18 protein-coding genes and 1 pseudogene are annotated in these 22,172 nt (G+C 72.0%); 12 read left to right on the plus strand and 7 right to left on the minus strand.

Translation table 11 applies throughout. The annotated features are described in order from the left end of the window. Positions 1-95 precede the first annotated feature (95 nt). Complete coding sequence (locus AC3ET4_RS03450) at positions 96-1,091, plus strand: acyltransferase (RefSeq protein WP_431945692.1); 996 nt, start codon at positions 96-98, stop codon at positions 1,089-1,091. 51 nt (positions 1,092-1,142) lie between these two features. Here the strand turns inward: AC3ET4_RS03450 and AC3ET4_RS03455 are convergent, their stop codons facing one another. Next, positions 1,143-2,492 (minus strand): polysialyltransferase family glycosyltransferase, encoded by a 1,350-nt coding sequence (locus AC3ET4_RS03455; RefSeq protein WP_431945694.1) that lies wholly within the window; start codon positions 2,490-2,492, stop codon positions 1,143-1,145. Next, the gene (locus AC3ET4_RS03460; protein WP_431945696.1) at positions 2,489-3,472 is read right to left on the minus strand and encodes a glycosyltransferase family 2 protein; all 984 of its coding nucleotides are present in this window, start codon (positions 3,470-3,472) and stop codon (positions 2,489-2,491) included. The genes AC3ET4_RS03455 and AC3ET4_RS03460 overlap by 4 nt, the downstream gene beginning before the upstream one ends. A 238-nt stretch (positions 3,473-3,710) precedes the next feature. Here AC3ET4_RS03460 and AC3ET4_RS03465 point away from each other — a divergent pair, with 238 nt between their 5' ends. Next, a complete protein-coding gene (locus tag AC3ET4_RS03465) occupies positions 3,711-4,895 on the plus strand; it encodes an acyltransferase family protein (protein WP_431945698.1) in 1,185 nt (394 codons plus the stop codon). 773 nt (positions 4,896-5,668) lie between these two features. Here AC3ET4_RS03465 and AC3ET4_RS03470 read toward each other — a convergent pair. The 4 genes and pseudogenes from AC3ET4_RS03470 to AC3ET4_RS03485 all read right to left on the minus strand — a co-directional run bounded on the left by AC3ET4_RS03470 (position 5,669) and on the right by AC3ET4_RS03485 (position 11,532). Beyond that, complete coding sequence (locus AC3ET4_RS03470) at positions 5,669-6,808, minus strand: acyltransferase family protein (protein WP_431945700.1); 1,140 nt, start codon at positions 6,806-6,808, stop codon at positions 5,669-5,671. A 563-nt stretch (positions 6,809-7,371) separates the two neighbouring features. Continuing rightward, positions 7,372-8,828, minus strand: a pseudogene (locus AC3ET4_RS03475) (serine/threonine-protein kinase). 56 nt (positions 8,829-8,884) lie between these two features. Further along, positions 8,885-9,367, minus strand: a complete 483-nt coding sequence (locus AC3ET4_RS03480) for a hypothetical protein (RefSeq protein WP_431945702.1) — start codon at positions 9,365-9,367, stop codon at positions 8,885-8,887. A gap of 149 nt (positions 9,368-9,516) precedes the next feature. Then, positions 9,517-11,532 carry an N-6 DNA methylase gene (locus tag AC3ET4_RS03485; protein ID WP_431945703.1) on the minus strand — a complete coding sequence of 672 codons (2,016 nt, stop codon included), beginning with the start codon at positions 11,530-11,532 and terminating at the stop codon, positions 9,517-9,519. Positions 11,533-11,746: 214 nt separating this feature from the next. Here AC3ET4_RS03485 and AC3ET4_RS03490 point away from each other — a divergent pair, with 214 nt between their 5' ends. The 3 genes from AC3ET4_RS03490 to AC3ET4_RS03500 all read left to right on the plus strand — a co-directional run bounded on the left by AC3ET4_RS03490 (position 11,747) and on the right by AC3ET4_RS03500 (position 13,729). Continuing rightward, on the plus strand, positions 11,747-12,532 hold the full coding sequence (locus AC3ET4_RS03490; protein ID WP_431945705.1) for a hypothetical protein: 786 nt from the start codon (positions 11,747-11,749) through the stop codon (positions 12,530-12,532). 122 nt (positions 12,533-12,654) lie between these two features. Then, on the plus strand, positions 12,655-12,951 hold the full coding sequence (locus tag AC3ET4_RS03495) for a hypothetical protein (RefSeq protein WP_431945707.1): 297 nt from the start codon (positions 12,655-12,657) through the stop codon (positions 12,949-12,951). 7 nt (positions 12,952-12,958) lie between these two features. Next, complete coding sequence (locus AC3ET4_RS03500; protein WP_431945750.1) at positions 12,959-13,729, plus strand: HNH endonuclease family protein; 771 nt, start codon at positions 12,959-12,961, stop codon at positions 13,727-13,729. A gap of 14 nt (positions 13,730-13,743) precedes the next feature. On the opposite strand, the gene AC3ET4_RS03505 is transcribed toward AC3ET4_RS03500, so the two are convergent. Next, a complete protein-coding gene (locus AC3ET4_RS03505; protein ID WP_431945709.1) occupies positions 13,744-14,370 on the minus strand; it encodes a nucleotidyltransferase family protein in 627 nt (208 codons plus the stop codon). A gap of 203 nt (positions 14,371-14,573) precedes the next feature. On the opposite strand from AC3ET4_RS03505, the gene AC3ET4_RS03510 reads away from it, so the two are divergent. The 7 genes from AC3ET4_RS03510 to eno all read left to right on the plus strand — a co-directional run bounded on the left by AC3ET4_RS03510 (position 14,574) and on the right by eno (position 22,153). Then, the gene (locus AC3ET4_RS03510; RefSeq protein ID WP_431945711.1) at positions 14,574-15,215 is read left to right on the plus strand and encodes a SurA N-terminal domain-containing protein; all 642 of its coding nucleotides are present in this window, start codon (positions 14,574-14,576) and stop codon (positions 15,213-15,215) included. A gap of 152 nt (positions 15,216-15,367) precedes the next feature. Beyond that, complete coding sequence (locus tag AC3ET4_RS03515; RefSeq protein ID WP_431945713.1) at positions 15,368-16,354, plus strand: nucleoside triphosphate pyrophosphohydrolase; 987 nt, start codon at positions 15,368-15,370, stop codon at positions 16,352-16,354. A 62-nt stretch (positions 16,355-16,416) separates the two neighbouring features. After that, entirely contained in the window at positions 16,417-16,971 is a 555-nt protein-coding gene (locus AC3ET4_RS03520; RefSeq protein WP_431945715.1) for a DUF6479 family protein, read from the plus strand. A gap of 558 nt (positions 16,972-17,529) precedes the next feature. Next, positions 17,530-18,231 carry an endonuclease V gene (locus AC3ET4_RS03525; protein WP_431945717.1) on the plus strand — a complete coding sequence of 234 codons (702 nt, stop codon included), beginning with the start codon at positions 17,530-17,532 and terminating at the stop codon, positions 18,229-18,231. Then, positions 18,224-19,489, plus strand: coding sequence for a cytochrome P450 family protein (locus AC3ET4_RS03530; RefSeq protein ID WP_431945719.1), 1,266 nt, complete (start codon positions 18,224-18,226; stop codon positions 19,487-19,489). The genes AC3ET4_RS03525 and AC3ET4_RS03530 overlap by 8 nt, the downstream gene beginning before the upstream one ends. Positions 19,490-19,606: 117 nt before the next feature. Next, positions 19,607-20,692 carry a transglycosylase family protein gene (locus AC3ET4_RS03535; protein WP_431945721.1) on the plus strand — a complete coding sequence of 362 codons (1,086 nt, stop codon included), beginning with the start codon at positions 19,607-19,609 and terminating at the stop codon, positions 20,690-20,692. A 180-nt stretch (positions 20,693-20,872) separates the two neighbouring features. After that, positions 20,873-22,153: a phosphopyruvate hydratase gene (eno, locus tag AC3ET4_RS03540; protein ID WP_431945723.1), complete on the plus strand. Its 1,281-nt coding sequence runs from the start codon at positions 20,873-20,875 to the stop codon at positions 22,151-22,153. Positions 22,154-22,172 lie beyond the last annotated feature (19 nt).

The raw sequence follows: 22,172 nt of genomic DNA on the forward strand, positions 1-22,172 counted from the left end.
CGACCACCACCGCGTCAGCCCCCGTCCCCGTCACCACGGCGCCCTCCACCTCGCGGGACGCCGGATCGCACGCCCACAGATTCGACATCGACCTGTTGCGCGTCCTGTGCTCCATCGGTGTCATCGTCTGCCACTCCGCCGGCCAGTTCCTGAACGCGGTGGGCCGGGAACCGGCAGGCGGCCGCCCGGTCTACTGGGTCGCGCTGGCCGGTGACGGCCTCAGCCGTTGCGCCGTACCGCTGTTCTTCGCGATGGCCGGCTGGGTCGTCCTCTGCGGCGCGCCGCCGCGTGACGGGGCGCAGGTGCGCAGGCGGCTGACCCGGATCGTGGTGCCGATGGCCGTGTGGACGGCGGCGTACCTGGTGTGGCAGTGGACTCGGCACCCCGACGCCCGGGACGTGCTCCGGCTGGCCTGCCAGTCGCTGTTCGGGTCGATCCAACCCGCCTTCCACCTCTGGTACGTGTACGCCTATGTGCCGGTGATCGCCGTGCTGTCGCTCGCCGCCCTGGTCAGGGCGGGCAAGCGGCCGTACGGCCTCGCGGCGGCGTTCACCGCCCTGGCGCTCGCGCCTACCCTCCTGGACGACGTCGCGGGGCTGTTCCACCGGAAGGCGCCCGGCTTCGCCTGGGAGCCGGCCCCCTACCAGCTCGCCTACGCCGCCGCGGGCGCCCTCCTGCTGGCGCTGCCGCCCTCCGCCACCACGGGGCGCCGCCGGCGGCTGCTGTGGCTGGCGGGCGGTATGGGCGGGTGGGCCGCTGTCGTCGCGTACGAGCACGTCGTGCACTACCCGTCCCCGTACGCCGGGGTGTTCGTGCCGTTCCTGGCCGGTGCGCTCCTGATGGCGCTGAACCGGATCACCGTGCCCGTGCGGTTCCGGCCGCTGCTGTCCCGGCTCGGCGCCGCCGCCTTCGGCGCGTACCTGGCGCACCTGATGTTCCTGCGCGCCCTCGCCCCGCACCTGGTCACGGCCCACACGGGCTGGCTCGGCGCCGCCGGTCTGCTCGCCCTGCTGGTGGCGGGGACCACCGCCCTGTCCTTCGCGGCCAGCCTGCTGTGGACCAGGCTGGGGCTCGGCCGCTGGCTGGGCTGACCGGCTCCACGCCGTCGGGCCGGCCCGCGTGTGCGGGCCGGCCCGACCCGGTCACCCCTGGGCGGTCCGGATCTTCTTCACCAGACGCCGCACTGCCGGGTTGCGGCGCAGGCTCTCGGCCCTCACGGTGCTGCCGCCGGGCAGCCGAAGGCTGGTCAGCCGGCGCCGCTTGAAGTACTTCGCGTGCGTGGAGAGACGGGCCTCGAGCCAGGCCTCGGCCTCGTCCCGCAGCGGAGCGTACTTCGCCGCCTGCATGCAGTAGCTCACGGTCCTGACCAAGGGGGCCAGTTCGCCGGTGACCCGCTCCGCTGACAGGTCGAGCGGCTTGCCGACCTCGGAGGCGTCCTGCTCGAGGTCCGGCAGGACGGCGTCGATGACGGTGAGGGGTACCCGGTTGCTGTTCTCGTAGGGCGCGATGCGGTCCAGCAGCAGTTCGGTGCCCACCCGCGCGACGGGGATGCCGTAGAACGCGGCAGCGGTCATCAGCGCGGTCGAGAAGCACCCGACGACGAGAGCGGGCCGGATGTGCTGGTACAGCGTCTCCGCCAGCACGGGGATGTCCAGGACGGTGAGCCGCACCCCCAGTTCCTGCGCCGTCTGCTCCAGCGACTGCGAGTACTGGGCCGGCGCGCTCGGGTGCGGCTTGAACAGCACGTGCCGGTGACCGGCCGCGACCGCGCCGCGGAGCATCCTCACGTGCAGCGAGTCCTCCTCGGCCACCGTGATCAGCTCGAGGGCGGACAGGTACTGGCCGAGCAGCACCGCAGTGGGCCGGTCGCCGTCGGGCAGGTGTTCCTCGAGGGCGGCGACGCCGGTTCCGCCGATCTGCTCCAGGACTCGCAGGAACGGCTCGTCGGGAATGACGACCGGCTCGACGCCGTACTCGGACAGCAGCATCGGGCGCAGGCCGGGCACGAGGTCGAGGTGGAGCAGCCGCTTGATGCGGCTGTGCACGTCCACCGGAAGCCGGTTGCGGGTCGGACCGTAACTCATCAGGCCGTCGGCGTACACGTCGATCGGGCTGTCCGCGAAGATGTCGACGACGGCGCGCGACGGACTGACCTGGATGGACTCGCAGGCGATCTCGACGGGCTCGTCCCCCAGATCCCAGGCCAGACGCAGCACCCGCTCCCACAGAACGGTGTCCTCCGCCCGAGGGGACCAGCCGGACGGGTGGTGCGGCGCGATGGTCTCGTTCCACGAGTGCACCGCGTCGAACTCGTGCCGCATCTCCTCGAAGCCGGGCATCGCGTCGAGCGGCGTGGTCAGCTCGGGAATCGACGAGGTGTTGCCGACGACCAGCAGCCGCCGTCCCTCGCGGGGACCGAACAAGCCGGCCCGAATGGCGGCCACGACGCTCGCCGCACCGTACTGCGTCGTCGCCATGAAGATCTGGATCATGCGAGGGCTCCCTTCATGCCACTGCGCACTCGATGGAGCGTGCGCCTGCGCTGTTCGTCCATCCCGGCGAGGGCGAGCTGCAGTTCCCGTTCGGGCATGCGGCGCAGCGCCTGGCTGGAGAGTTCCTTCAGACGCGCGGCCACCGGACGCTGGAAGCGCTGCCGCTCGCTCAGGTGGTGCGCGATCACGGCGCAGTAGTTGCGGATGGCCTTGGGGCGGAGCAGGTCGGCCTCGGGATCGTTCTCCAGTTCCGCCAGGACCTGGTCGAAGGCCCGGATGAAGTCCAGCTGCCGCACGTCGCCGATCTGGGTGAGCGAGGTCGCGATGCCGCGCCGGTAGAAGACCCCGTGGAGGCTCGCCACCACGTACGACTCCGCCCGGCGGTGCAGCGCCCAGATCCACGGGCGGTCCTCGGCGGTGCGCAGCCCGTCGTGGAAGCGCAGCAGTCCGCGGTCGAGCAGTCGGCGGTGGTAGATGCCGGCCCAGGCGTACGGGTAGTCGACCATGGTGGAACCGTCGGTCGGGAGGATCGAACTGCGAGGATCAAGCACGGTGTCGCGACGGCCCTCGGGTGCGCGGTGGACCCGGCGTTGCACACCGGTGACCTGGACGTGGTCGGTGCGCACGAAGTCGACATCGTGGCGCTGGATCGCCGAAACGAGCTGTGGCAGGTACCCGGGAGCAAGCCAGTCGTCGCCGTCGAGAAAGGTGAGGTAGCGCCCTTCCGCCGCGTCGATCCCGGTGTTGCGGGCGGTGGCGAGTCCCTGGTTCGTCTCGTGCCGGATGACCCTGCTGTTCGGCAACCGCTTGGACATGTCCAGTAGTGCTTCGTACGTGTCGTCCTTGGTGGAGCGGTCCTCGACGAAGACGAACTCGAAGTCCTCGCGGGCGTTGGCGACCAGACTGGTGACCGTGTCGGCCAGGTAATACCTGATGTTGAAGCAAGGAACGATGACGGAGAGCGTGGGCCGGTCGGTCACATGTTCACCTAGTTCTCGTATACGGGAAACCATCGGAAGGCTAGCGGTGGCAAGGTTTCCATTCTTCCAGCATGAGGTGATCAGAAGATGAACTAAGGTTGGACGATTTACCTCGCCGGCGCCCGGATGCGTAATGGCGGGAGATTAGCCCGATTAGTCAGGTGCATTCATTCCGTACCCTCGGCATCTGACCCCGCTGTGGGGTTGAACGATTTGGCGAACGGCGGGTGGGAGTGCGATGCCCTCGACGAGGACGGGCGCGGCGACAGCCGCACCGGCGATACCGGCCGCAGCGGCCGCACCGGTGACGGTCGGCGGTCGCATGGGCGGCCGGTACGGCAGCAGCCGGCTGCGCGCACTGGACGGACTGCGCATTCTGGCGGCCCTGATGGTGTGCCTCTACCATTACATAGGCAAGCAGGACACGAGCCACGTCTGGGGCGCCGACCCCGCACATCTCTTCCCCCAGCTGTCCCGTCCCGCCATCTACGGGTGCCTCGGCGTGCAGTTGTTTTTCGTGATCAGCGGTTTCGTTATCTGCATGAGCACTTGGGGCAAGTCGGTCGGCGCGTTCTTCCGATCGCGTGTCGCGCGCCTCTACCCGGCCTACTGGGTCGCGATCCTGTTGACCGCCGCCGCGTGCGCAGCGGTGCCTTCCGTGATCAAGCCAGTCCGGCTGGACGAGGTGCTGGTCAATCTGACGATGTTGCAGCAGCCGGTGGGCGTGCACCGGGTACTCGGCGTCTGCTGGACGCTGTGGGTCGAGGCCCGCTTCTACGTACTGTTCGCGCTGTGCGTGGTGTGGAAGGGCGTGACCTACCGCCGGGTCGTCGTGTTCTGCTGCCTGTGGACCGTCGCCGCGGCCGTCGCCGTAGTCGCCGACAACCCACTGGCGACCGAGATCGCGATGCCGGAGTACGCCCCGTTCTTCATCGGCGGCCTCGCCCTGTACCTGATCCACCGTTATGGGAGCGACCTGCTGCTGTGGGGCATCGTCGCGGTCAGTTGGCTGCTGGGACAGCACGTCGCCGTGGACGGACTGTGGTCTCCGCACGGGCCGGGACTCTCGGGTGAGCGCTCACCTTACGTCATCATGCTTGTCGTCACCTTCGCCTTCGCCTCGGTGGCCGCCGTGGCCTTGGGCTGGCTCCGGTGGGCCGATTGGCGCTGGCTCACCGTGGCAGGGGCGCTCACCTACCCCTTCTACCTGGTCCACGAGCACCTCGGGTGGTTCGCCATCGCAGGCCTGCACCGGCATCTGGGGTTCACGCCGAGGGAGACCCTCTTCACCGCGGTCGTGGGTTTCCTGCTGCTCGCCTACGTCATCCACCGCCTGGTGGAGAAGCCACTGGGCCTGCGGCTGAAGAACAGCATGACCGCCCAGTCGGCGCGCATCCGTCTCGCGCTGCGGACGCGCGCCTGAGCGCGGCGCACACACGGGCTCAGCGGCCCACCTACCCCAGGTGGCGTGGACCCCGCAGGCGGTCGGAGTCGAGGACCGTGCGGGGCAGCACATCTTGGGCGGCCGACCGGTCCCCGACAGACAGCAGCAGGTGGCCGAAGCGTCGCCGCACATCCGGCGGCGGGTCCGGGTCGGTGGCGCGGTACTGCCTCGAAGGAGGGCGGTAGCGCCCGGGACCGTCACGTGTCCCGGGGGCCTCGCCCAGTCGCTCCAGGCCATCCTTGGGTACCGGTATAGCAGCGACCGGCGCCGCACGGCCCGCCCTCGGCGGTCAGCGTCCGCGAGCCGGCGCAGCTCCGCCAGGGCGCGGCGGTTACCGGCCGTCCTCCGTCAGCGTGGCCGCGTACTGCTGGCGCAGCATGTGCATGACTCCGACCGATGACTGCTCGCCGTGCTGCCCCGCGGCGGCCAGTAGCACGCTGTCCGAGATACCGGCCGACCGCCCGGCTGCCGGCGAGCGGCGGGTCACCTTGTCGACCGGATGCGTGATGCCCGCCCGGCCCCTGCCCGGCTTGCCAACACGGGGAGGCGTCGCCCACGAGTTGCCTGGGTGCACGGCCTGGCGATGACCGGGCGGATGGGAAAACCGCACCTGAAGGGTCCTGGGGACAACGCCCAGTCTGGGGTCTCTCTGGCGGCAGAACGGTTCGGCAACCGGTCGGCCGCCTGCCGCCGACCCCCTTGGCGGCAGATGCGTGATGGCGACCGCCGCGCGGCGGTCGCCCCCGCTTGGCTCAGGCGGCCTTGGCGGGATCGTTACGCAGAGCCTCGAAGGACCAGTTCAGCGCGTTCTTCAGCATCCGGGCCAGGGGCCGCTCCACGAAGCGGTGGACCAGCCAGCTCAGGGCCATGAAGCCGACGATCACGACGGCGAGGAGCAGCCGCGCGTCCATGGTGTCCTTCAGCCGGTTGATCAGTGTCGTGCCGACCGCGTAGTGCATGAGGTACAGCGGATAGGTCATCGAGCCGGCGGTTACCAGCCACTTCCAGCGGATGCGGTCGGTCAGCCCGAGCGAGACCGCGACCATGAGCAGCAGGAACGCCGTGAAGATCAGCACGCTTCCGCGCCAGCTGGAGACATGCTCGAAGTCGACGCGACGCCCCAGCTCCGCCTGCCCCATCAGCCACGACATGGCGAGGATGCCCCACAGCAGCAGGTCCTGGCCGAACCGGTGCATCAGGTAGAGAGCGAGACCGGCGATGAAGTACCAGGCGCCGTCCGGGTCGGCGATCATGGTCAGCAGCGGGAAGTGGGCGGCAGGGGCGAGCATCGCGACGGCACCCCACACGCAGCAGAAGAGAACGACCTTGCGGTACGTCAGCCCGGTGAAGACAACGATCAGGAAGAGCAGGTAGAAGCGCAGCTCCGACCAGAGGGTCCAGTACACGCCGTCGACGTTAGGGACGCCGGAACCGGATTGCAGCATCGTCAGGTTGAACAGGATCTCCCGTCCCCGCAACCGCTCCCACACGCCGGGCACGAACATCAGGAAGGCGCTGGTGAAGACCACGGCGAACCAGTAGGCCGGGTAGAGCCTGATCACGCGCGAGACGAAGAACTGCCACGGGGTGCGGCCCCAGCACGACATGCAGATTACGAAACCGCTGATGACGAAGAAGATCTCGACGCCGATCCAGCCGTAGGCGGCGACCCGGGACACCGTGGGCATGATCTCGTTGACCGGCCGGTCCCAGATCAGGTTGCCCGGCGCCTCGACGCGGGCGGTGCCGGCGAAATGGTGCACCGCGACCATGAGGGCTGCGATGAGGCGGATACCGTCAATCGCGTACAGGCGGCTGCCCGACCGTCGGCGCTTGGCGGCGGGCTTGGGCGTCACACCGGTGGATGACGCCGCCTGCCGGGGCACGACCATGGGAGGCAGGGTCTTCTGCCCGCCCGTCACCTGCGACTGTATGAGCGATCCGTCCCCGTCCCGCACTTGAACCTACCCATCGTCATGACAGTAACCCGCCCTCGGACGGGAAGGACGGTCCAGGCTACGGCGGCAGTGGGAGGTTGAATCAGGCAAAGCAATCTTTTCGCACTCGGTGACCGACATTTACTTGAACCGTCGTCGAGTTATCGCGATGAATTCGCCAAGACTTCATTCGGTCATCGATGAGAACGCCTCAGGACTCTAACCGCGCTTTTGATCATCTCCGTGTCCCCTCACGCAGACCCGGCGGGCGGCCAGGTGCTCGGCCGAGAGGCGCTCGTAGCGTCACTGCCGGAAACCGTGATCCCTCGCGTGTGGCTCGGCGCGCCGCAGAGCGGTGCAGCATGTCGTGCTCACCGCGACCCCGTGCGCCGGCCGTACGGCCGCTGCCCCCGTGTGATCGCCTGGCCCCCGCCTTCAGCGCCATCGCCGACGGTAAGTACGACCACTTCCCTGAGCAGGCCTGGCTAGCGCCCCATCTGCCCCAGCCAGGTCAGCGCTCACCGGACGTCCTGGGAGAAGGGGTGGTGGGTGCCGTGCAGGCGGTCGGCGTCGTAGAGAGACGGGAGAGCCACTCGTGGGCGGCCGGCCGGTCCCCGACCGACAGCAGCAGATGGCCGATGCGGCGCCGCACCTCCAGCGGCAGGTCCGGGTCGGTGGCGCGGTACTGCTCGAACGAGGGCAGCAGCGCCCGGTACTCGGCGAGTGCCGCCGCGGCCTCGCCCAGCTGCTCCAGGCACTGCGCGGCCTCGTAGCGGTACTGCAGCGCCTGGCGCCCCCAAGTCCCCGACTCCGCGGCCAGTTCGTCCGCGAGGCGGCGCAGCTCCGGCAGGGCGCGGCGGTACTGGCCGTCCTCCATCAGCGTGGCCGCGTACTGCTTGCGCAGCATCCGCACGACGGGTGAGCCTTCGCCGTGCTGCCGGGCGGCGGCCGGCAGCACGCCGCCCAGGATGTCGACCGCCTGGGTGATGCGGCCGGCGTCGAGCAGCCGCTTCACCTCGTCGACGGCGTCCGCGATGCCGTCGCCCCCGCCCGGTCCGGGTGCGCCGGTCGGGACCGGCGCGGCCGCGGGCGCCGGTGCGGGCGGCGGCGGGGCGGCCGACCCGTCCGGCCACGGGGCGAGCGGTCGCAGGAACGGGCGGGCGGGGTCCAGCGGCCCGAGGGGGTGCTGGACGGCGCCGGGCACCGGCAGCAGCGGGGCCAGCCGGCGGAAGGTCTCCTGGGCGTCGGCCGGACGGTGCTGCGGGTCCTTGGCCAGCAACTGCAGCACCAGCGCCTCCAGCTGCTCCGGTACCTCCGGGCGCACCTGCCGCAGCGGCACGGGCGGCTCGTAAAGGTGCCGGTGGAGCACGCCGAGCGCCGTGGCGCCCGCGAACGGGACGGTCCCGCTGACCAGTTCGTGCAGCAGCACCCCGAGCGCGTACAGGTCCGTGCGGGGCCCGACGGCGCCGCTCATCGCCTGCTCCGGCGCCATGTACGCGGGCGTCCCGATCGGGGTGCCGGTGTGCGTGAGCCGGGTCGTGTCGGTATCGAGCACGGCAGCGATGCCGAGGTCCAGGACGACCACGGTGCCGTCCGGGCGCACCATCACATTGCGGGGCTTGAGATCGCGGTGGACGATCGGCACCGCGTGCACCGCCGACAGCACGGAGCACAGCTGCGCCGCGACGGCCACCGCCCACGGCCAGGGGTAGGGGTCGTTCTCGGCGAGGTGGTCGGCGAGGTCGGCGCCCTCCACGTACTGCATGACGAAGTACAGCTCGTCGCCGTCGCTTCCGGCGTCGTGGACGGTGACCAGCCCCGGGTGGTCGACCTGTGCGGTGACCCGGCATTCCCGCAGGAAGCGCCGGCGCAGCTCCTCCGCCTCGGCGGCGCCGCCCACCTTGTCCGGACGCAGCAGCTTCACGGCCACGCGCCGGTCCAGCCGCCGGTCGTACGCGGTCCACACCTGGCCCATGCCGCCTTGGCCGAGGACCGTGGCCAGCTCGTATCGGCCGGCGACGATCCGTCCGTTCACCGGCCTCCCTCCTGCTTGCGCAGAAGGTCGCTCAACTCGTCGAGTTCGGCCCGCACCTGGCTGATGCGCGGCGGGGGCGGGGTCAGCGGTGGTGCCGCGGGCGGAGGCGTGCGGTACGGGTTGTGGTCCGCCGGCGGCTGCGGCAGGCCGGGCCGGTAGGGCAGGGGAACCGTCGTGGCGTGGGGCGGGTGGGGTGTCGCCGCCCGGTGCCATGCCAGGTCGGCAAGCAGGTAGTACACCCCGGCCACGGGGATCAGGACCATCACGGCGAGGACCGCCGCGTCCGTCCAGGGGTTCGACACCGGAAGGACGTTGACCGTGACGAAGGACGCGACGGCGAGGGCGGCACTGAGCGAGAACAGCAGCCAGTCCTTGACCCGGCGCCGCCGGACGGCCAGATGAAGCAGCGGGAGGCTGGACAGGTACCCGCAGCTGATCACGGTGAGCGTCAGGAAGACGGTACGGAGCGTGGTCGCCATGGCCCTGGACCGGGCAGGCGGGTACGGCGGTACCGGGCCGGGGCCGTTCAACACTGCTCTCGGACTCCCTGGACATCGGCGTGAGGCGGCTGCGGGTGGTATCGCGAGAATATCCGCCGCCGCAGTGGGGTCGGCACCCGATCCCGCAACTATTCGGGACGCACCGTGCCGTCGGTCAGCCCGTCGTAGAGCCCCTGCACCAGCTGCTCGCCCAGCTGCCCCGCCAGGCGCAGGGCCTCCTCGAAGGCGGCCAGGGCGCGGAAGCGCTCCCCGTACCGCCACTGCTCGGACAGCGGCAGCCGCGGCACCTGGAGCCGGCGGACGTCCAGCCGGGTCGCGGTGGAGGCGTAGCTGCTGGCTCGGCGGTTGTTGGCGGTGCCGCGCAGGAAACCGGCGAGGAACCAGGGGTCCAGGGCCGCCGGGTCGGGACGCAGCAGGTGCAGGTTGCGGCCGAGGGCGGCGCCGGCGGTGGCGGCGTCGACGACGCGGGCGGCCGATCCCCGGCCGAGCACCGGGACGACCACGTCCCCCTCCTGCGTCAGGACCGGCTCGTCCTCGGCCGGCCCCTCGGGCAGGGTGCCGCTGGGGGCGCCGCCGCCGAGGACGTCGTGCTCGGTGAGCACCGCGGGACCGCCCGCGGGCGCGCTCCCGCTGCCGCCCGCGCGCAGCACCAGCGCCCCGGCGCGCGCCAGCTCGCCGACCGTGGTGAGCGGCCAGCGGGCGCCCCCGGCGGCACCGGCGGGGGCGGGGGCGAGCTCGGCGGTGCTGCGCAGTGCGGCGTCCAGCCGTTCGCGCACCCCGGCGAGTTCGGCCGCCCCGCCCCCCGCGGCGGGCGGCGGCAGATGCCGGGCGGGGGTGACGTCCACGGTGTCGTCGAGCAGGTCGATGACCTTCACGGCGCGGCTCACGCCGGGCCGCTCCTGCGTGGTGCCGTGCCGGTCGAAGGACTTCCAGGCATCCAGCACGCCCGCGCGCACCGCCTGCCAGGCCACCTTCTCGGCCCCGGGGGAGGTGTCCTGCGACCCGGCGGTGTCGACCAGCAGCAGATGGGGGGAGGCCGGTGTGCCGGCGCCCGGCCTGCGCAGCACCCACAAGTGCAGGGGGATGCCGTACGGGGGCGCGGCGCCGGCCGGCAGCGCGACCACCGCGCGCAGGGCCCCGCGCCGCAGCAGGTCGGCCCGGATCCGGCGGCCGGAGCGGCGTGAGGCGGCGGCGGGCGGCATCAGCAGCACGACCGTCCCGCCCTCCCGGACCCGGGCCAGGCAGTGCTGCACCCAGGCCAGTTCGGACTCGGTGCGGGCCGGGAAGCCGTACTCCCAGCGGGGGTCGTAGGCGAGGTCCTCATGGCCCCAGTTGCGCTCGTTGAACGGCGGGTGGCACAGCACCGCGTCGGCGGCGACCCCGGGGAAGGCGTCGGCGCGCAGGCTGTCGCCGTCGGCCACCCGCACCACCGCGGCCGGTTCGGAGTGCAGCGCCAGCCGCAGCGCCGCGAGCGCGGCCAGATCCGGGTCGGCCTCCTGGCCGTACACCTCGTGCGGGTCACCGGCGGCACGCAGCAGGGCGCCGGTGCCGCAGGCGGGGTCCAGCACGGTACGGGCGGGTCCGGCCAGTTGGGCCATCAGGTCGGCGAGGGCGGGCGGAGTCAGTGCGTACTGCCGGGGGTTGGCGTCCAGATAGCGTCCGAGCAGGAACTCGTAGGCCTGCCGCGGGCCGGTCTCGGCGGCGAGTTCGGCCACCGCGCGCAGCAGCGGGGCGTCGACGGGGGAGCCGGGCGTGAACCGTCCCCCGAAGTGCCGCTTGAGGACCTCGCGGACGGCGTCCGCCTGCCGCGTGCCGTCCGGGTCGTCCACCGCTGTCCCGTCGGCGCGGCGTTCACGGGCCAGCAGGCAGACGGCGCCGGCCTGCCGGAGCGCGGTCGCGGTGCCGGCGGGGTGGGACTCGGCGCGCTGCCACACCCGCTCACGCAGGGGGACCTCGGCGAGTTTGCCCTGGGCGCGGAGCCAGCTCTCGACCTCGGACAGCGCGAAGGCGGGGCTGGTGTCGGTGCCTCCGACCGGCTTGGGGAAGTCGGCGTGCCTGCGGCGCCAGTTGCTGACGGCCGCCCGCCCGACCCCGGCCAGCCGCGCGATCCCGGCAGCGGTCACCTCGTTCGCGTTCTCCGGCACCTGGCTGGCTCCCTTTCCGCGCGGGGTTCTGCTGCCTGAGCATACCGGTGAACATGCCCATCGCGCCTTGGCGTCGTGAATCGAAGGCATGTGAGTTTTCGTGTTGACTCGGTTCACAGCGCATGCTCTCATTGACGCAACGGTTCACTGTGCCTGGGCTTCCGCCGGCGGCAACCGTCATCCACACCGCTTTCCACCAAGGGGGACGACCCTGATGACCACCACGCGCGGCACGCTCACGGCCCTCGGCTGCGTCACCGCCGCCCTCACCCTGGCCGCCTGCGGCCCCGGCGGCGGCACGGCGAAGCCCGCCGCCACCGGCCCCGCCGGGCAGGCGTCGGCCACTGCCAAGCCCCAGACGTCGGCCGCCCTGGAGGACCAGACGTCGGCCGCCATCGGGAAGAAGGCGGTGGCCGCCATGAAGTCCGCCCCGGCGATGACCGTCGCCCTCGACGGTGTCTCCGACGGTGAGCCGATGAAGTACCGCATGACGATGAGCAGGACCGGCGACTGCAAGGGCGAGATCACCGCCGAGGGCGGCACGATCCGGCTCGTCAAGGCGGGTCCCTCGCTCTACATGAAGGGCGACGACGCCTTCTGGAAGGCGCAGGGGGCCGACGGAGCCGTCCTGAGGGATCTCATCGGCGACAGGTGGATGAAGACCAAGGCGGACACGCCGGACAACAAGGACCTCGTGGAGTCATGCGACCTCGACGCGTTCCTCGCCGAACTGGAGAAGGACGCGGACGCCGACCTGAGCGGGCGGAAGGGCGAGCCGACCACCGTGGACGGTACGCCCGTCGTGCCGATCACCAGCAAGGACGGCGCCGAGACCACCACCGCCTACGTGGCGACCAAGGGCAAGGCGTATGTGCTGAAGGTGGTCGTCAAGGGCGGAAAGGAGCCCGGCACCATGCGCTTCTCCGGCTTCGAAGGACCGGCCGAGATCGCCGCTCCGTCGGCCAAGGAGGCCGTCGACATCGACAAGCTCGCCGGCTGAGGCCACCGGCCTCCTTCCCCGGGGCCATGGCGCACGCCCTGTCGAAGCGCCGTCCACGCGAGGGCGGTTCGGCGCCGTCGGGCCCTCTGCCCGGCGCGATCCCCACGCCCTAGAGTTCCACCGTGCGTACACACAGGGCAGGAACGGCAGCGGAGGCCCTCTCCATGCTGCTCGGCACAGGTCAGGCCGGCTGCACCGGCGAGGGTTCCGACGGCGGCGCGGGCACCGGAGTCGGGGGCGGCGAGGCGTCCACGAGCGGCCCGCTCACGGCGGTGACGGGTCGCGGCCCGGGCGAGTTCGGCGCGGCCCGGGTGGACACCGGCCGGGGCGGCCGCGCGACCCGCGCCGTCTCTGCTCTGCGCCGGGCGATCGAGGCGTGCGCGAGGATCACCGGGGGAGTGGCGACCTGTGCGCGCTGACCGGAACATGCGTCACCAAGGGTCGGGAACACGCTTGTTGCGCGCGGCGGCGGTGTCGGCGGCCGCCGTGCTCCTCGTCGCGGGATGCGAGGGACTCGGCGACGACGGCTCCTTCGCGGGATCCGGTCCTGGCGCGCCGGACGGCCGGGCGGTCAGCCCGCTCGAGAACCCGGACGGCACGAAGCCGGGGCTCGCGCCCGTGACGACGGAAGCGGACAAGGCCGCGGCCCGCAGGCTCATCGACGCGCTGCCCACGAAGGGGCGCGGGCCCAGGACGGGCTACGACCGCGACGAGTTCGGCTACGCGTGGAAGGACACGGCCGACGGGGTGCCGCTGGCGCGGAACGGGTGCGACACCCGGAACGACTTGCTCAAACTTCACGGACAGGACGTCGAGTTCCGTAAGGGTTCCGACTGCGTGGTCGTGTCGATGGACCTGTACGACCCGTACACCGGGACGACCATCGAGTGGCGCAAGCAGAAGGCCGCCGAGGTGCAGATAGACCACGTGGTGCCGTTGTCGTACAGCTGGCAGATGGGCTCGTCGCGCTGGCCGGAGAGCAAACGCGAGCAACTCGCCAACGACGTGCTCAATCTGATCCCGGTTCAGGGGCGGGCCAACTCGGCCAAGGGCGACTCCGGGCCGGCGTCCTGGCTGCCGCCTGACAAACGGATCAGGTGCGCCTACGCGGTGCGGTTCGCCCAGGTCGCCACCAAGTACGAGCTGCCGGTCACCGAGCCGGACAAGGAGGCGATGTCGCGCCAGTGCGGCGGCTGACGCGCACCGGAGGGTCAGCCAGGGCTGACGGCAGCCCCGGCGCCCGAAGAGGGCCACTCAAGAACGGTGAGCTCGGGCCATTGCTCGCGCCAACGTGCCGTCTTGGCCTCGTAGACCGATCTCGGCGCGAGCACCGGGTTCGGCCGGACGACGAGGTTGAACACGTCCGACAGCCCATGGGGCGCATAGACGCGCCACGTGCCGTCCGCCTTCGTACGCACCCCCAGGCAGCAGGTCGTCGCGGGGAAGCTGTCGATCGCCGCCTCGGTGGACTCGTACGGCGGACACGCCACGGCGAACTTCTCCTCGTACCAGAGGTGGACCCGCGCCTCGTTCCGGATCTCGACCTCCGCGGGCAGGCCGGAGAAGACGTCCCGCGCGGCCTCGATCACCGCGTTCTCCGCCTCCCAGGACCGGTCGCCGGCGTCGAAGTAGAAGACGTCGTAGTCCTTGATGCCGTTGGTCGGCGGCCTGCCCGTAGCCACGTTCCACACGGTCTGGAACAGGCACCCGGCGGTGACGTACCAGCCGGGCAGATCCAGCGTCGCGGTGCGCGCCAGCACCTGCGTCAGTACCTCGTTGCGGCACAGCGCCGCGCGCAGGGACTCGAGTTGCTGGTCGAGAGGGAGTCGGCCGATCACGGAGCCTGCCTACCACAGCGTGGCCGGCGGCGGGCCCCGTACCGTCGGCGACGGTGTCGCCTGCGACACCTGAGGTGCCGCGGATCGTTTGGGCAGTGTGTTGTGCAGAGTGCTGGATATCCCGGCGCCCTGCTCAATATCCTCGATCACTGCATCACTGCCAGGTCGTGCACCGTCGCTCGATCCCTTGCCGGGAGGCAAAAATGCTCCGCCGCAGGACTGCTCTCTCCGTCGCCGCCGTCGCAGCCGTACTGCTCACAGCGCCCCTGCTGACCTCCTGCGGCACACCGCACGCGGGTGCCGCGGCCGTCGTGGGCGGCGAGCAGATCACCGTGGAGTCGGTCCAGGCGAAGGTCGCCGCCGTGCGCGCCGCGCAGGAGAAGACCCCGCAGGCCGCCCAGCTCATCGAGGCCAGCAGCGATCTGCAGCGCAACGTCGTGCACCGCCTGGTGCAGAACGAGGTGATCGAGCGGGCGGCCGGGGACATCGGCGTCTCCGCCACCCGGCGCGAGATCCAGACCGCCCGGGCGGCCAGCGAGCGGCAGGCCGGCGGCAAGGCCGCCCTGGAGGCCCAGCTGCTGCAGACCTACGCGATGGCGCCGGCCGACATCGACGACAGCATCCGCACCGACCTGCTGATGCAGAAGGTGGCCGCCCACTACGGCGCCGACCTGCAGACCCCCGAGGGCCAGACGGAGCTGATCAAGGTGCTGCGGGACGCGTCGAAGAAGCTGGGGATCGACGTCAACCCGCGCTACGGCACGTGGAATTCGGACAAGCTCGACCTCGACGTCACCAAGGAGCCGTGGCTGCGTGAGGTCAGCCGGCCGAGCGCCCAGGCCTGAGCCCCCGAGCCGCCGCAGCAGCGGCGGCGAACGCCTCCGGGGCAGGGTCCGTGCGCGGTTCCCTGCCCCTCCCGCTGCACCGGGACGGCGCCGAGACGCATCGGCACCCGCCCCGGCCCCGGTGCCGTCGCGCGGCGAGGTAGTTTCGACGGGTGGACCACTCCGTTGACACCCCCCGCCCGGGCCGCCTGGTGCTGCTGACCACCACGCACCGGATCGCCCCCGGCCTGCTCTCCTGGCCCGCCTGGGAGCTGCTGCGCACCGCCGACCTGGTCGTGAGCCCGGATCCGGGGAACCCGCAGCTGCCCTACCTGCGGGAGGCCGGGGTCGCCGTCGAGCCGTCCACGCCCACCGGGCAGGAGCTGGTCGACCTCACCGAGGGCGGCCGCACCGTGGTCTACCTGGCCGGCGGCGAGGGCGACCGCGCCGTCACCGACGAGCTCGCCCGGCTCGGCGGCTCGGGCCGGGTGCACATGCCGGACCTGGAGTTGCTGCCCGGCTCCTATGACCTGCCGGGAGCGAGGCTGCTCGACCTGGTGCAGGTGATGGACAGGATCCGCCGCGAGTGCCCGTGGAGCAGCGTCCGCACCACCGAGGAACTGGTCAAGTACGGCATCGAGGAGATGTACGAGCTCGTCGAGGCCGCCGAGTCCGGTGACCGGGAGGCCCTGCGCGAGGAGCTCGGAGACGTCCTGCTGCAGGTCGTCTTCCACGCGCGGATCGCGCAGGACGACCCTGAGGAGCCGTTCTCGATCGACGACGTCGCCGGAACCATCGTGGACAAGCTGATCAACCGGCACCCGCACGTCTTCGGCGACGAGGTCGCCGAGACGCCCGAGGACGTCCGGGAGCACTGGCTGCGCACCAAGGCGGAGGAGAAGCGGCGCGGCTCGGTCACCGAAGGCGTTCCGCTCGGGCAGCCCGCGCTCGCCCTCGCCGCCAAGCTCGGGTCCCGGGCCCGCCAGGTGGGCCTGTCCGTGGCCGTCCCGGACCAGGACCAGGACGCCGCCGATACCGGGGACCGTCTGCTGGCGCTCGCGCTCGCTGCCCAGGAGGCCGGCATCGACCCGGAATCCGCGCTGCGTGCCGCCGCGCGCCGCTTCCGTGACGCGATCGTGGAGGCGGAGAAGGCGGGCTGAGCTGCCGCGGAGCATCTCCTCCGCCCGTGCGTCAGCCTGGGCGAAGCGGGTAAAAGGGTCATATGCGAGCACTCGAGCAGATGCAGCTGGCCGTGCCGCACGACTACCTCGTCGGCATCGCTCCGCTGGTGGTGGGCATCTTCCTGGTCGGGATCCTCGTCGGGGCGGTGTCGATCGGGATGTGGGCCCGAAGTAAGGAACCGCCCCCCGAGCAGAAGCCGCAGCCCCGTGGCGGGGCCTGGCACACGCGCGAGGAGTACGGGCGGCCTACCCCACCTGACCACGGCCCCGGACATCAGGAGGGCGAGCGGCACTCGCTCACCGAATGGCGGGAGCCCGACGAATGGCCTCAGGACGGCATCCGGCGCCTTCCGCACTCCCTCAAGGGCTTCGGCAACTGGGGCTCCCACGGAGTGAGCAGCCCGGAGGGCGTCACCGGTGGCGCCCAGGCCGCCCGCCGCGCACAGGAGGGCACCCCCGAGAGCACCCGCGGCCCCGGAGAGAGCCGCCGTCCGGCGGCCGCCGCCGGTGGGGCGGGCGGGGCGCCGAGAGGCGCACCGACCCGTTCCGGGCCGGGGCAGGAGGAGAGCGGCAAGGAAGGCCACGAAGGGCGCTGAGGCCCAGCCCCCTTGCCGCGGGCGGCCTGTGGCAAGGGCATGTCAGGTCGGCGCACGGCGACCCGGCCTCGCGCGCGGCGCTGCACGGGTTCTGGTCGTGGGGTGGTGACCATGGCGTGGCCGGCGCCCTGAGCACCGGAGCCGTGGCCTTCCGCGAGGCCCGCGCGGGGTGTTGCGGCAGAGCCAGGACGCCGTGATCCGGCAGGTGGGGCCAGTGTCACCGACCGGGTGCCCGCGATCGCCCTGCCGCCGGACCAGTGGGACCTGGACGCTGCGGTGAGCCGCGCCCGTCGCCCGTTCGCACCTCCGTGGAATCGGCCCCCCTCGGGTGCGTCTCCGGCCGGTACACCCCCCACGCGTCCCCGGCGGGAGCCGGGCAGAGCACGAACGCGCTCCCGCTTCGCGGAGGGCCCGTCCCAGCGGCCGCGCGCGCTCAGCCGAAGCTCCGCAGTCCGGCGCGCGCGCCCCGCGGGCCGGGCACGAGGCTGCGGGGGGCGGGCGCTGCGCGTGCCGGGCCGCCCTCGGGGCCCACGGCCGAGTACGCCTAGTCTGGCGGCCATGCGCATCGACGTACCGCACGCCTGGCCGCGCGATGAGGCGGAGGCCCTGGCCCTGCAGGACCGGCTGCGCCCGCTGGCGGACCACCGCGGTCCCGGCCCGCAGCGGCCCCGATACGTGGCCGGGCTGGACGTCGCGTACGGCGGAGGCCACGGCTTCGAGGGCGACACCGTCGCCGCGGCCGTCGTCGTGCTCGACACCGCGACGCTGGCCCCCGTCGAGCAGGTGACGGCGACCGCCCGGGCCGGCTTCCCGTATGTGCCCGGGCTCTTCGCCTTCCGCGAACTGCCCGTGCTGATCGACGCGCTGGAGCAGCTCACCCTCACCCCCGACCTGCTGCTCTGCGACGGGCAGGGCCTCGCGCACCCGCGGCGCTTCGGGCTCGCCTGCCACCTGGGGGTGATCACCGGCCTCCCGGCCGCGGGCGTGGCGAAGACCCCGTTCGTCGGCGCCTGGGACCCGGAAGCGCTCGGTGCGGCCCGGGGAGCGACCGCGCCGCTGGTGGACGCGGGGGAGGTGGTGGGCCGGGTGCTGCGCACCCGCAGCGGGGTCAAGCCGGTCTACGTCTCGACCGGCCACGGCATCGACCTGGACACCGCCTGCCGGCATGTGCTGGCCCTCGCGCCCGACTACCGCCTCCCGGAGACCACCCGGCTCGCCGACCGGCTCAGCCGCGAGCGGCTAACGTCATGGGGTGCATGACAGCGTGACCCCCGACCCCGGCACCCCGGCCGCACCCGAACTGTTCACCTGGCAGTTCGCGACCGACCCCTACCCCGCGTACGCCTGGCTGCGCGAGCACTCACCGGTACACCGCACGACCCTGCCCAGCGGGGTGGAGGCATGGCTGGTCACCCGGTACGCGGACGCCCGGCAGGCGCTCGCCGACGCGCGGCTCAGCAAGAACCCCGTCCACCATTCCGAACGCGCCCACGCCAAGGGCAAGGTGGGCATCCCCGGTGAGCGCAGCGCCGACCTCATGACGCATCTGCTCAACATCGACCCGCCCGACCACACCCGGCTGCGGCGACTGGTCTCCAAGGCCTTCACCCCGCGCCGGGTGGCCGAGTTCGCGCCGCGGGTGCAGGAGCTCACCGACCGCCTGATCGACGGCTTCGCCGCCGAGGGGTCGGCGGATCTCATCCATGAGTTCGCGTTCCCGCTGCCGATCTACGCCATCTGCGACCTGCTGGGCGTCCCCGCCGAGGACCAGGACGACTTCCGGGACTGGGCGGGCATGATGATCCGGCACGGCGGCGGGCCGCGCGGGGGAGTGGCGCGCTCGGTGAAGAAGATGCGCGCCTACCTGCTGGAGCTGATCCACCGCAAGCGCTCCGAGCTCGGCGACGACCTGATCTCCGGGCTGATCAGGGCCAGTGACCACGGCGAGCACCTCACCGAGAACGAGGCCGCCGCGATGGCCTTCATCCTGCTCTTCGCGGGCTTCGAGACGACCGTCAACCTCATCGGCAACGGCACCTACAGCCTGCTGCGCCACCCGGAGCAGCGGCGCCTGCTCCAGGACTCCCTCGCCCGCGGCGAGCGCGAGCCGCTCGGCACCGCGGTGGAGGAACTGCTGCGCTACGACGGCCCGGTGGAGCTGGCCACCTGGCGCTTCGCGACCGAACCGCTCACCGTGGGCGGGAAGTCGATCGCCACCGGCGACCCGGTCCTCGTCGTCCTGGCGGCCGCGAACCGCGACCCGGCCCGCTTCGCCGATCCGGACACCCTGGACCTGTCACGCCGCGACAACCAGCACCTCGGCTACGGTCACGGCATCCACTACTGCCTCGGCGCCCCGCTCGCCCGGCTCGAGGCGCAGGCCGCGCTGGCCACGCTGCTGACCCGGTTGCCGGACCTCCGACTGGCCGCCGATCCGGCCGACTTGAGGTGGCGGGGCGGCCTGATCATGCGCGGTCTGCGGACTCTGCCGGTGTCCTTCACCCCGGAACGGGACTGACGCGGCGTCACAACGTGATCTCCGCGTGATCCGTGAGACACCGACTTGTGATGCATGGGCCAAGGCGACTACCGTCTGTCGCCATCGCAGTATTTCGCACCTGAAAGGCGATGGCGCATGCTGAAGTCCGGGAACGGCCGACACCGCAAGCCGCGTCAGGCCCCGGCCGCAGTGGTCGCGGTCGCGGCGACCGGGGCGGGCCTCACGCTCCCCCTCTTCGCAGCGGGCGGCGCGAGCGCAGCGGACGCCAACAGCACCTGGAACGCCGTCGCCCTGTGCGAGAGCGGCGGTCTGTGGAGCTCCAACACCGGCAACGGGTTCTACGGCGGTCTGCAGATCACCGAGGAGACCTGGCAGCAGTACGGCGGTCGCCAGTACGCCGAGCGCCCCGACCTCGCCAGCCGCAACGAGCAGATAACCGTGGCCGAGAAGATCCTCGCGGAGCTCGGCCCGGACGCCTGGTCCAGCTGCGCCGAGTCCTCCGGGCTCATCGGCGCCGTCGACGACCTGCTGCACGGCGGCGACGGCACCGGCGACGGCGCCGGCGACGGCGACGGCACCGGCGACGGCGACCAGGGAGCGGGCGACTCGACGGGCGCGCCGACGAGCGGTTCGACGGACGACTCCACCGGCACCGGTGACGACACCACCGCCGACACCACCGCCCCGGCCGCCGGTGACGACACCACCACCCCGGCGGCCGGCGACGGCACCGGCACCGCCACGCCGGACGCCGACCCGACCGAGGGCCCCGTCGGCACCGTGACCCCCTCCGCCGGCGACCAGGCCAAGGGCCCCGGCAAGCACCGCAAGCCGGACGCGGGCGCCCCCCACGGCGCCGAGACCGGCACCGTCAGGGTGGACCCGGCCACGGGCTCCGCCGGGGAGCAGCGGCACGACCGCGCGGGCCTGCCGACCCACTTCGTCGAGGGAGATGCCGCCTGGGGCGTCATCCACCTCGCCCCCGACACGCACGAGGACGCCGGGAAGGCCGGCGACGGCCGGGGCACGGCGAGCGCCGCGAGCGCCAGGAGCAGCACCGGCGGCCACTACCTGGTGCGGGAGGGCGACTCGCTCAGCGAGATCGCGGCGGAGCAGCATGTGACGGGCGGCTGGCGCGGCCTGTACGACGCGAACCGCGATGTCATCGGTGACGACCCGAACCTGATCAGCCCCGGTTCGTCCCTCGTCCTCGGCCGCTGAGCCGCCGGGCGTCCGCCGGGCAGGACCCCGCCCCGCCCGGCGGACGCCGGCTGACATCGGGCTGAACTTTCGCCTCCGTACCGAGCACGGGCGTGTCCATCCCCCGAGCGTGCCCGTCTGGGGCTTTTCGGGTCGGTTAGGCTCATGCCGAAACGAAGAGACATCCAGAAGGAGACTCACGTGCCGTCCATCGACGTCGTCGTAGCCCGGGAAATCCTCGACTCGCGAGGCAACCCCACCGTCGAGGTCGAGGTCGGCCTCGACGACGGCAGCACAGGCCGTGCAGCCGTCCCCTCCGGTGCGTCCACCGGTGCGTTCGAGGCCCTCGAGCTCCGCGACGGCGACAAGGGCCGTTACCTGGGCAAGGGCGTGGAGAAGGCCGTGCTGGCCGTCATCGAGCAGATCGGCCCCGAGCTGGTCGGCTACGACGCGACCGAGCAGCGCCTGATCGACCAGGCGATGTTCGACCTGGACGCCACCCCGGACAAGTCCTCGCTCGGCGCCAACGCGATCCTCGGTGTGTCGCTGGCCGTGGCCCACGCCGCCTCCGAGGCCTCCGACCTCCCGCTTTTCCGCTACCTGGGCGGCCCGAACGCCCACGTGCTGCCGGTCCCGATGATGAACATCCTGAACGGCGGCTCGCACGCCGACTCCAACGTGGACATCCAGGAGTTCATGATCGCCCCCATCGGCGCGGAGTCCTTCTCCGAGGCCCTGCGCTGGGGCGCCGAGGTCTACCACACGCTCAAGGCGGTCCTGAAGGAGCGCGGCCTGTCCACCGGCCTCGGCGACGAGGGCGGCTTCGCCCCGAACCTGCCGAGCAACCGTGACGCCCTCGACCTGATCGTCGAGGCCATCAAGAAGGCCGGCTACCAGCCCGGCCAGGACATCGCGCTCGCGCTCGACGTGGCGGCCTCCGAGTTCTACAAGGACGGCGGCTACTCCTTCGAGGGCAAGACCCTGTCGGCGGCCGAGATGACCGCGTACTACGCCGAGCTCGTCGAGGCGTACCCGCTGGTCTCCATCGAGGACCCGCTGAACGAGGAGGACTGGGACGGCTGGAAGACCATCACCGAGCAGCTCGGTGACAAGGTCCAGCTGGTCGGCGACGACCTGTTCGTCACCAACCCGGAGCGGCTGCAGCGCGGCATCGACAGCGGCACCGCCAACGCGCTGCTGGTCAAGGTCAACCAGATCGGCTCGCTGACCGAGACCCTGGACGCCGTCGAGCTGGCCCAGCGCAACGGCTACAAGTGCATGATGTCGCACCGCTCCGGCGAGACCGAGGACGTCACCATCGCCGACCTCGCCGTCGCCACCAACTGCGGCCAGATCAAGACCGGCGCCCCCGCGCGCAGCGAGCGCGTCGCCAAGTACAACCAGCTGCTGCGCATCGAGGAGATCCTCGACGACGCCGCAGTGTACGCCGGCCGCTCCGCCTTCCCGCGCTTCAAGGGCTGAGCCGTCCGGTGCCGCCCGC

It is taken from the genome of Actinacidiphila sp. bgisy167, assembly GCF_057707665.1.

What these genes read in the sequence shown, in the direction of transcription:
- AC3ET4_RS03490 (WP_431945705.1), top strand. Translation starts at nt 11,747, where the DNA reads ATGACCACCACGCGCGGCACGCTCACGGCCCTCGGCTGCGTCACCGCC.
- AC3ET4_RS03520 (WP_431945715.1), top strand. Translation starts at nt 16,417, where the DNA reads ATGCGAGCACTCGAGCAGATGCAGCTGGCCGTGCCGCACGACTACCTC.
- AC3ET4_RS03455 (WP_431945694.1), bottom strand. Translation starts at nt 2,492, where the DNA reads ATGATCCAGATCTTCATGGCGACGACGCAGTACGGTGCGGCGAGCGTC.
- AC3ET4_RS03465 (WP_431945698.1), top strand. Translation starts at nt 3,711, where the DNA reads ATGCCCTCGACGAGGACGGGCGCGGCGACAGCCGCACCGGCGATACCG.
- AC3ET4_RS03510 (WP_431945711.1), top strand. Translation starts at nt 14,574, where the DNA reads ATGCTCCGCCGCAGGACTGCTCTCTCCGTCGCCGCCGTCGCAGCCGTA.
- AC3ET4_RS03480 (WP_431945702.1), bottom strand. Translation starts at nt 9,367, where the DNA reads ATGGCGACCACGCTCCGTACCGTCTTCCTGACGCTCACCGTGATCAGC.
- AC3ET4_RS03500 (WP_431945750.1), top strand. Translation starts at nt 12,959, where the DNA reads ATGCGTCACCAAGGGTCGGGAACACGCTTGTTGCGCGCGGCGGCGGTG.
- AC3ET4_RS03535 (WP_431945721.1), top strand. Translation starts at nt 19,607, where the DNA reads ATGCTGAAGTCCGGGAACGGCCGACACCGCAAGCCGCGTCAGGCCCCG.
- AC3ET4_RS03470 (WP_431945700.1), bottom strand. Translation starts at nt 6,808, where the DNA reads ATGGTCGTGCCCCGGCAGGCGGCGTCATCCACCGGTGTGACGCCCAAG.
- AC3ET4_RS03525 (WP_431945717.1), top strand. Translation starts at nt 17,530, where the DNA reads ATGCGCATCGACGTACCGCACGCCTGGCCGCGCGATGAGGCGGAGGCC.